The 6,953-nt window shown below is 63.3% G+C and carries 6 protein-coding genes and 1 pseudogene; all 7 read left to right on the plus strand.

What is annotated here, in order from left to right; all coding sequences use genetic code 11:
• Positions 1-2 precede the first annotated feature (2 nt).
• Entirely contained in the window at positions 3-953 is a 951-nt protein-coding gene (locus tag J4E53_RS19505; protein WP_003201699.1) for an alpha-E domain-containing protein, read from the plus strand.
• The gene (locus tag J4E53_RS19510; protein ID WP_103309678.1) at positions 950-1,747 is read left to right on the plus strand and encodes a transglutaminase family protein; all 798 of its coding nucleotides are present in this window, start codon (positions 950-952) and stop codon (positions 1,745-1,747) included. Before J4E53_RS19505 ends, J4E53_RS19510 begins: the two co-directional genes overlap by 4 nt.
• A 604-nt stretch (positions 1,748-2,351) precedes the next feature.
• Positions 2,352-2,954, plus strand: coding sequence for a transposase (locus tag J4E53_RS31150; protein WP_060742202.1), 603 nt, complete (start codon positions 2,352-2,354; stop codon positions 2,952-2,954).
• Between the two features lie 68 nt (positions 2,955-3,022).
• Positions 3,023-4,585: a ShlB/FhaC/HecB family hemolysin secretion/activation protein gene (locus J4E53_RS19520; RefSeq protein ID WP_371919224.1), complete on the plus strand. Its 1,563-nt coding sequence runs from the start codon at positions 3,023-3,025 to the stop codon at positions 4,583-4,585.
• 17 nt (positions 4,586-4,602) lie between these two features.
• Complete coding sequence (locus J4E53_RS19525) at positions 4,603-6,402, plus strand: DUF2341 domain-containing protein (RefSeq protein ID WP_103309681.1); 1,800 nt, start codon at positions 4,603-4,605, stop codon at positions 6,400-6,402.
• 10 nt (positions 6,403-6,412) lie between these two features.
• Positions 6,413-6,838: a biopolymer transporter ExbD gene (locus J4E53_RS19530; RefSeq protein ID WP_003201710.1), complete on the plus strand. Its 426-nt coding sequence runs from the start codon at positions 6,413-6,415 to the stop codon at positions 6,836-6,838.
• 2 nt (positions 6,839-6,840) lie between these two features.
• Positions 6,841-6,953, plus strand: a pseudogene (locus tag J4E53_RS19535) (energy transducer TonB); the annotation flags it as partial.

The raw sequence follows: 6,953 nt of genomic DNA on the forward strand, positions 1-6,953 counted from the left end.
ACATGCTTTCAAGAACTGCTTCGGACCTCTATTGGATGTCCCGCTACCTGGAGCGCGCCGAGAACCTGGCGCGCATGCTCGAAGTCAGCTATTCGCTGTCGCTGATGCCTCAGGCCGGACGCAGCGATGGCCATGCCGAGCTGGCGATGTCGCTGCTGGCGGCCGGTACGCTGGACGACTACAACGCCCGTTATGACGCGCTCAACACCGAGCGCATGCTGCATTTCTTCGCCTTGGACGAAACCAACCCCGGCAGTATCTATAGCTGCCTGCGAGCTGCGCGGACCAATGCCCATGCCGTGCGCGGGCGCATCACCGCCGACATGTGGGAAAACATCAACGCCACCTGGCTGGAAATGCGCAACATCGCCAGCAATGGCCTGGGGCGCTACGGCATCAGCCATTTCTGTGAGTGGGTCAAGGAGCGTTCGCACCTGTTCCGCGGCGCGACATCGGGCACCATCATGCGCAACGATGCCTACTGTTTCATCCGCCTGGGGACCTTTATCGAACGGGCCGACAACACCCTGCGCCTGCTGGATGCGCGCTATGAAATGTTCGGCGAGGAATCGGAAGAGGTCAGCGACAACTCGGCCCGTGGCTATTACCAGTGGAGTGCCTTGTTGCGCGCGCTGTCTTCGTTCGAGGCGTTCAACGAGATCTACCGCAACGCGCCCAATGCCGAACAGGTGTCCGAGATGTTGCTGTTGCGGGCCGACGTCCCACGCTCGCTGCATGCGTGTATCGAGGAACTGGACCATATCCTCGCCAGCTTGCCGGGCAACAACGGCCGGCCGGCGCAACGCCTGGCCGCCGAGCTGAATGCGCGCCTGCGCTATTCCGGAATCGACGAAATCCTGGCGTCGGGCTTGCACCAATGGTTGACCGACCTGATTGGTCAGATCCGCCACTTGGGCCAGACCGTCCATGAGTCTTACCTGGAGGTCGTATGAAACTGTCCATACGCCACGACACGACTTACAGCTACGCCGATGAAGTCTGCACCAGCATCCAGTTCCTGCGCCTGACGCCCCGGGACACCCAGCGCCAGCGCATCTTGCAATGGCATCTGGAACTGCCGAGACTGGTGCGCAGCCAGATTGACCCCTATGGCAACATCCTCCACGTGATGACCATGGACGAGCCCCACGGTGCCTTGGTGCTGACGGCGTATGGCGAGGTGGAAATCCATCAGTCCATCGCGATGGAACCGGACACTCAGTCACCGCTGCCGTTTCTGCGCACCAGCCGCCTCACCCAGGCGGATGAGAACCTCAGCGCCTTCGCGCTCGAACAATGTGCCGGCCGACGCGATCGGTCGGCCTTGACCGACCTGATGAACGGCCTGGCGGCGCGGATGCCCTACAGCCCCGGCACGACCGCGGTCAACAGCACCGCCGCCGAGGCGTTTGCCGGTGGAACGGGGGTTTGCCAGGACCATACCCACGCCTTCCTGGCCTGCGCGCGCAGCCTGGGTATTCCAGCGCGCTATGTTTCCGGCTATCTGTGCACCGAAGATGAAAGCCACCTGGCAAGCCACGCCTGGGCCGAAGCCTGGCTGGACGATGGCTGGTACAGCTTCGACGTGACCAACCGCCTGACCCTTCCCGATCGCCACCTGAAACTGGCGATCGGCCTGGACTACCTCGACGCCTGCCCGGTACGCGGCATGCGCCGGGGTGGCGGGGCGGAACAGATGCAGGCGCGGGTGCAGGTGAGCTCGATGGTGCAGGTGCAGCACCAGTAAAGGCACAGGCTTTCTCGCCAACACCCGAGCTCCCACACTGGAATGAGTGGTGGACGCAAACCCTGTCTCCACCCGAGCACCTCTGTGGGAGCCGAGCTTGCTCGCGATGACGGCTGCCCAGCCGACATCACCGCCAACAGACCCACCGCCATCGCGAGCAAGCTCGCTCCCACACTGGAATGGGTAGTGGACGCAAACCCTGTCTCCACCCGAGCACCTCTGTGGGAGCCGAGCTTGCTCGCGATGACGGCTGCCCAGCCGACATCATCGCCAACAGACCCACCGCCATCGCGAGCAAGCTCGGCTCCCACACTGAAATGGGGGTGGACGCAAACCCTGTCTCCACCCGAGAACCCTTGTGGGAGCGAGCTTGCTCGCGATGACGGCTGCCCAGCTGGCATCACCGCCAACTGATCCACTGCTATCGCGAGCAAGCTCGCTCCCACAAAAAGCGTACGCCCTCCTTACTCTCCAAAATGAAGCTTTCATGACAAAAGTTCGGTAGCACATCGCCATTCCCGTCATGCCTGTGTGACGTGTTCGAGGGGACCTTTCAGGTCGTTTGGAGCCGGGGCGCGAAGCCGGGAGTGAGGCGATGGGGACTATGGAACGTTATTCGAAAGTGGGCATGCAGGAGCTTGACCAACGGCTGTCGAAGATCGTCGAGGCGGCGCGCAAGCAGCCGGTTTCGGTGTATCGCTACGGCGCGCCGTGGGTCTGGATCGTTTCCCAGGATGACTGGCAGGGCGCGCTCAAGGAGGTGTCCAGCTACATTCCGCAAGGCCATTCACTGGTCTTGCTGCGTCCGCAGATCGACGACCTGCTGGATGACCATCGCGATGTGCTGCAGGGCCTCAACGCCAGTGCCCAGATGCTGATCGCACCGCAAACCGCCATGCACATCCTCCTGCTGCAACTGCTCTATTCGGTGCCCAGCGAGCAGCAACTCTACGAACAACTCAATTACAACCTGCTGTTCCGCTGGTTCGTCGGCCTGGACCTGAACCAGAAGGTCTGGAGCTTCAACGTCCTGAGTAAAGACCTCGCCACGCTGCTGGGCGATGCGCGGGCGGTGCGGCTCATCGAGAAAATCATCGGTGAAGTGTTCTGTGGCGCCTTGCTGCAAATGCCGGAGTTCTCCTTGAACTTCGCGCTGCTGCACACCTGGCTGGCCCGGCACGCCACGACATCGACCATAAGCAATTGAGGCGTACTTTGAATTCAGGGGGTGGTGTGGAGCATTTCTTCAAATCGCGGCCGGCGCTGTGGGGCTGGCTGCTGCTGGCGGTCGGGGGGCCGTCGACCTTTGCCACCGAAGGCGGGCAGCAGGCCGACGCGGCGCCGACGCGCCTGGTGGATGTGAACGAGTATTTCGTGCGCGGCAACACCGTGCTCGATGCCCGGGCCATCGAGGAAGCGGTGTACCCGTTCCTGGGGCCGCAAAAGGCCTTGAGCGACATCGAAGGCGCCCGGGAAGCCTTGCAAAAAGTCTATCAGGCCCGCGGTTATCAATCGGTATTCGTCGAGCTGCCAGAGCAGAAAGTCGAAGACGGCATCGTCTACCTGCAGGTCAGCGAAACCAAGATCGGTCGGGTGCGCGTGGTAGGGGCCAAGCACTATTCGCCCGTTGAAATCCGTGACGACGTGCCGGCGCTGAAGGAAGGCGAGGTACCCGATTTCGCCCGGGTCCAGGCAGAGCTGGCGCAGTTGAACAAGACCCCGGGACGCCAGGTCATGCCGCTGGTGCGCGAAGGCCAACGCCCCGGGACCATGGACGTGGATTTGCAAGTCGAAGACCAGAACCCCTGGCAGGCCAGCCTGGGGCTGAACAACGACTACAGTGCCGACACCGAAAAGCTGCGCACGGTCGCCAGCCTGGGCTACAACAACCTCTGGCAACTGGGCCACAGCGTTTCGCTGACTTTCTTCACCGCGCCCCAGGACACCGAAAACGCCAAGGTCTGGTCGGGTTCCTACACCGCGCCGCTGAGCGAACGCTGGAGTGTGCAGTTCTCGGGGTACCAATCCGACAGCAACGTGGCGACCGTCGGCGGCAGTAACGTGTTGGGCAAAGGGCATTCCTACGGGGTGTCGGCGATCTACAGCCTGCCGTCCACGGGGGCATGGGCCAACAGCTTTTCGGTCGGGGTGGATTTCAAGGACTTCGAGGAAGAGCTGAACCTGGGCGGTGCCAGCGACAAGGCGCCGCTCAAGTACGCGCCGTTCACCTTCGCCTATAACGGTTTCCGCTACACCGAAAACAGCCAGTTGGGCCTCGGCCTGAGCCTGGTGGGGGGGACCCGGAGCCTGCTGGGCTATGGCAGCTCCGACGAAGCGTTCGACTACAAGCGCTATCGCGCCAGCCCCAGCTTCGCGGTGCTCAAGGGCGACGGCAATTACACCTTCACCTTCGGCAACGACTGGCAGACCGCCTCCAAGGCCGCCTTCCAACTGGCCTCCGGGCCGCTGGTTTCCAACGAGCAATTCTCCGCCGGTGGCGCCACCTCGGTGCGCGGCTATCTGGCTGCCGAGCGCACCGGCGATGACGGCTACCTGCTGTCCCAGGAACTGCGTACCCCGTCCCTGGCCAAGTTCCTCGGCAGTTATGTCCAGGAGTGGCGCTTCTATGCCTTCGCCGAAGGCGCGCAGCTGTATTTGCGTGACGAACTGCCCGACCAGGAAGCCGACTACAGCCTCGCCAGCGTCGGCCTCGGCACCCGTGCGAGCCTGAGCAAATGGCTGTCCGGCAGCCTCGACTGGGGCTATCCGCTGCTCGAAGGGCCGAACACCTCGAAACAGGAATCGCGCCTGCACTTCAACCTGCAAGCGACGTTTTGAACCCAGGAGTCATGTCCATGCAACGCTTATTGTTATCCCTGTTGATCTGCCTGGGGCTGGTGCTTCCGGCGACCGCCAACGCCTGGTGGCAGGACGACTGGCACTATCGCAAACAGATTTCGGTGGACACCACGCCCCAGGGCGCCGCCATCGCCCAGGCCTTGGGCCGCACCGCGTTGCTGGTGCGCTTGCACACCGGCAACTTCACCTTCGACGGGGTCAAGGACGACGGCTCGGACTTGCGTTTCGTCAGTGCCGACGACAAGACCGTGCTCAATCACCAGATCGAAAGCTTCGACCCGCTGATGGGCATGGCGCTGATCTGGGTCGACGTGCCAAGCGTGGAGGGCGGTCAGCGCCAGGACGTGTGGATGTATTACGGCAACCAGAAGGCGCCGGCCACGAGCAGCGGCCAGTTGACCTTCGACCCGGACTACACCGCCCTGTACCACTTCGACGGCGCCACCGGCGTACCGCCCCGGGATACCACGGCCTACGGCAACAATGCCCAGGGCGCGACCGGCGTGAGTATCGACGGAGTGATCGGGCGGGCCTTGCAGTTCAACGGCCAGCCGTTGTTGTTGCCGGCCAGTCCGTCGTTGCAACACAGTGCCGGTGCGGCGTTCACCTTCAGCACCTGGCTGCGCCAGGACCAGGCCAGTGGCGAACAAGTGATCCTGGTCCGTCGCGAAGCCGCCACCAGCCTGTTGGTTGGGGTCAACCAGGGTGTGCCGTTCGTGGCGATCAATGACCAGCGCGCGGTCTCGACCCAGCCGCTGAACCCCGGTCAGTGGCAGCACCTGGCGTTGACCGCCTCGGGCGACCGGGTCGTGTTGTACGTCAACGGGCGTGAGACCGCGAGCCTGGCGGTGGCGATGCCGGCGTTCAATTCGCCGATCGCCCTGGGTGCCGATGTCTCCGCCGGAGCCTTCGCGCCTTTCAGCGGCGCCATGGACGAAGCGCGCCTGTCCAAGGTGGCTCGCCCGGCGCCGTTGCTGTTGGCCGACGCCAATGCCCAGGGCGCCGAATCGAAACTGGTGGCCTACGGCGTCGATGAAGAACAATCCGGCTTCGGTTTCGGCAGCCTGGGATTCCTGCTCAACGCCGTGCCGCTCGACGCTTGGGTGATCATCGGGGTGCTGGTGCTGATGATGTTCCAGTCGTGGATCATCATGATCCGCAAGAACCGCATGGTCAGTCGCCTCAGTGCCGCCAACGAAGTTTTCCGCGAGCAGTTCGCCAAGATCGGCACGCGCCTGGAAATGTTCGCCGACGACCAGGACCTCGCCCAGCGCCTGCAACATTCATCGCTGTGGCGCTTGTACTTGGTGGCCGTCAAGGAAATCCGCACCCGCCGTGAACAGGGTGCTGACACCTCGTCGGTGTCGGCGGCCACCATCGAAGCGATTCGTTGCTCGATGGACGGCGTGCGCACCCGCGAGAACCAAGCGCTGAGTTCGAAGCTCTCGACCCTGTCCAACGCCATCGCCGGCGGGCCGTACATCGGCCTGCTCGGCACTGTGCTGGGGATCATGGTGGTGTTCCTCGGCACGGCCATGGCCGGCGATGTGAACATCAACGCTATCGCCCCGGGCATGGCCGCGGCATTGCTCGCCACTGCCATGGGCCTGTTCGTCGCGATCCCGGCGTTGTTTGGCTACAACCGCCTGATCACCCGTAACAAGGAAGTCAGCGCCGACATGCGGGTCTTTGTCGACGAGTTCATCACGCGCCTGGCGGAGATGCACGGCGAAGGCCAGTCCGGTGAAGCGGCCCCTCGTCGCGGTCATCACGTCCAATCGTCCGTACCGGCCTGAGGGAATCGCCATGGCTAGCGTAAACGCTTCACACGATGACGACGATGATGCAGCGGTCGACAGCATCAACATCACGCCGCTGGTGGATGTGCTCATGGTGGTGCTGGTGATGTTCATCCTCACGGCCACGGCCCAGGTGTCAGGTATCCAGATCAACCTGCCCAAGGCCAGTGCCTCGGTGTCGTTGTCCGAGGCCAAGACCAAGGCGATTTCGGTGAACGATGGCGGGCAGGTGTTCCTCGATGCCTATCCGGTGACCCTGGCCGAGCTGGAAGAGCGCCTGCGCATCGAAAAGGCGCAGAGCCCGGACTTCCCGGTGATCGTGCGCGGCGATGCGACGGTGCAGTACCAGAAAGTCATTGAAGTGCTGGATCTGTTGCGGCGCCTGGAACTGTCCCAGGTCGGTCTCGTGACCGGCAAACCGAGCCAGGGCTGATCATGACCGCCAGACTTCCCATCGATCCGCCCCCGGTGAAGACTTCGCCGCTGCGCCTGCTCAAGTGGGCCGCCGGCCTGCTGCTGGGCGCCGTCGCGGCCTGGCTGCTGTGGCA

The organism is Pseudomonas sp. FW305-28 (assembly GCF_017351395.1).
Taxonomy (GTDB): Bacteria; Pseudomonadota; Gammaproteobacteria; order Pseudomonadales; family Pseudomonadaceae; genus Aquipseudomonas; species Aquipseudomonas fluorescens_AA.

What these genes read in the sequence shown, in the direction of transcription:
- J4E53_RS19510 (WP_103309678.1), top strand. Translation starts at nt 950, where the DNA reads ATGAAACTGTCCATACGCCACGACACGACTTACAGCTACGCCGATGAA.
- J4E53_RS19505 (WP_003201699.1), top strand. Translation starts at nt 3, where the DNA reads ATGCTTTCAAGAACTGCTTCGGACCTCTATTGGATGTCCCGCTACCTG.
- J4E53_RS19525 (WP_103309681.1), top strand. Translation starts at nt 4,603, where the DNA reads ATGCAACGCTTATTGTTATCCCTGTTGATCTGCCTGGGGCTGGTGCTT.
- J4E53_RS19530 (WP_003201710.1), top strand. Translation starts at nt 6,413, where the DNA reads ATGGCTAGCGTAAACGCTTCACACGATGACGACGATGATGCAGCGGTC.
- J4E53_RS31150 (WP_060742202.1), top strand. Translation starts at nt 2,352, where the DNA reads ATGGAACGTTATTCGAAAGTGGGCATGCAGGAGCTTGACCAACGGCTG.